The 1581-nt window shown below is 30.9% G+C and carries 2 protein-coding genes; both read left to right on the plus strand.

The genetic code is table 11. From position 1 onward, the window contains the following. Positions 1-610: 610 nt before the first annotated feature. Positions 611-829, plus strand: a complete 219-nt coding sequence (locus tag F985_RS26370; protein ID WP_001005328.1) for a hypothetical protein — start codon at positions 611-613, stop codon at positions 827-829. A 463-nt stretch (positions 830-1292) separates the two neighbouring features. Then, positions 1293-1484, plus strand: a complete 192-nt coding sequence (locus F985_RS24900) for a hypothetical protein (RefSeq protein ID WP_004706315.1) — start codon at positions 1293-1295, stop codon at positions 1482-1484. Positions 1485-1581 lie beyond the last annotated feature (97 nt).

The raw sequence follows: 1581 nt of genomic DNA on the forward strand, positions 1-1581 counted from the left end.
TTAATGCAAGGTAAACCTCGTTTTAATGCAAGGTAAACCTCGTTTTAATGCAAGGTAAACCTCGTTTTATAGTCTCTAAGAATTTTATAAATAAAGGCTTTCAGCATGTCTAAAAGCATTTAAAAGATTTAAAAATATTTAAAAGCTCAGGTCATAAAAAATTGCCCTTGGTTTTCGCTTCGCTCAAACTCTATTGAACTTCGCTTTCGCTCAGTTCGTCGGGGCAATTTTTTGGTTAATACTTGCGTGACTTTAAGAAAAAGCAAAAGCAACTCGGAATTCGCTTCGCTCATGAGCTTTTTTCTCGCTACGCTCGGTCCAGGAGCAAATTTCTGCATGAAACTTAAGCTTTCTTAGGCTAAAGAGGGCAAAAAAATGTTTTTCAGAGAGTCTAGGCGCAAATTTTGATAGTTCGCTCGTAGACACTCGCTCTATGCAGCTATCTAAAGTCAAAACATCTCTTTACTTCACTCTCTTTTGCGTTTTTTGAGCTGTTTTCTGTTTTTCGCTATAGATCTATGTTTTTTAGATAAAGGCTCTTAAATCGCATTTGAATGCTTTCTGTGAAGCTTTTCATAATTAAAGTTTTAGGTTGAAATTTTTAACCTGGATGAATGAACAAAAACTGATCTTTTTACGTTTTTATAAACCAGAAAATAAATACTTTTTTCCATGTAAAACCAAGCACCAGTCCTACGTCACTTTAGCCAATTTTCTAATCCAGAATCCGGCACATGCCGGGATTTTTTTGTCACACACCACGCATCTAAAGATGATAACCCTCAAACCTTTGCTAGATATGGTTTTTATAGGTTTTTTTATCATATAGAAACTGTTTCAAAAAAAATGGATAAAAACTAATATAACTAGTTGTTTTTAAATAAAAAATAAACTTTCATTGAGTTTTTCAAAAAATATCCAATTTTTTGATTTAAAGTATTGAAATATAATGTAAAAACAACTTTCAAACCAACTTTCAGAATATATCTTAAAATTAAGGTTAATTTATTGAAATTATGAAAAAAATTGATGAAAGTTTAGATTTTTAAGTTTCAGAATTGTGTACAAAATTAATGGACTTTTTTATGCTAAAAATTTGATTTATATGATTATTGTTCTGTACATGGTGTTGTACAAAAATAAATACTATTTTGGGTCTAAGTGAATGAAAATTATAAAAAATAATATGTACACATGGATTATACAATAATGTACAAATTTTAGTGGCTAAATTAGGTATAAAGTATTGAAATTTATTAAAAATAAATATGTACAATCCAAGGTTACTTCTTATGTCAACAGAATTAGTCAATTCAGCCAATATCATCTCTTTTCCTAAGCCATGTGCCTTCTGTGAATCAAGGGAACATGTACAACTTTTTGCTGGGCTGATGCTTTGCAGGAGTTGTCAGGAAAACATCAAAATTACCAATCCTGATCTGTTTGCTACCAATGATCAGATTCAACAAAAAGCCCAGGATTAACCTGGTGTTATTCACCAATTAAAATGTCTATGCGATAAACCATTTAAAATGTCCTGTTTTTAACCACAAGAGTCAAGCACAGGATTTAACTTTCTTT

Source organism: Acinetobacter seifertii, assembly GCF_000368065.1.
Classification (GTDB): domain Bacteria; phylum Pseudomonadota; class Gammaproteobacteria; order Pseudomonadales; family Moraxellaceae; genus Acinetobacter; species Acinetobacter seifertii.

Coding starts and splice junctions, on each gene's coding strand:
- F985_RS26370 (WP_001005328.1), top strand. CDS start 611: ATGAATGAACAAAAACTGATCTTTTTACGTTTTTATAAACCAGAAAAT.
- F985_RS24900 (WP_004706315.1), top strand. CDS start 1,293: ATGTCAACAGAATTAGTCAATTCAGCCAATATCATCTCTTTTCCTAAG.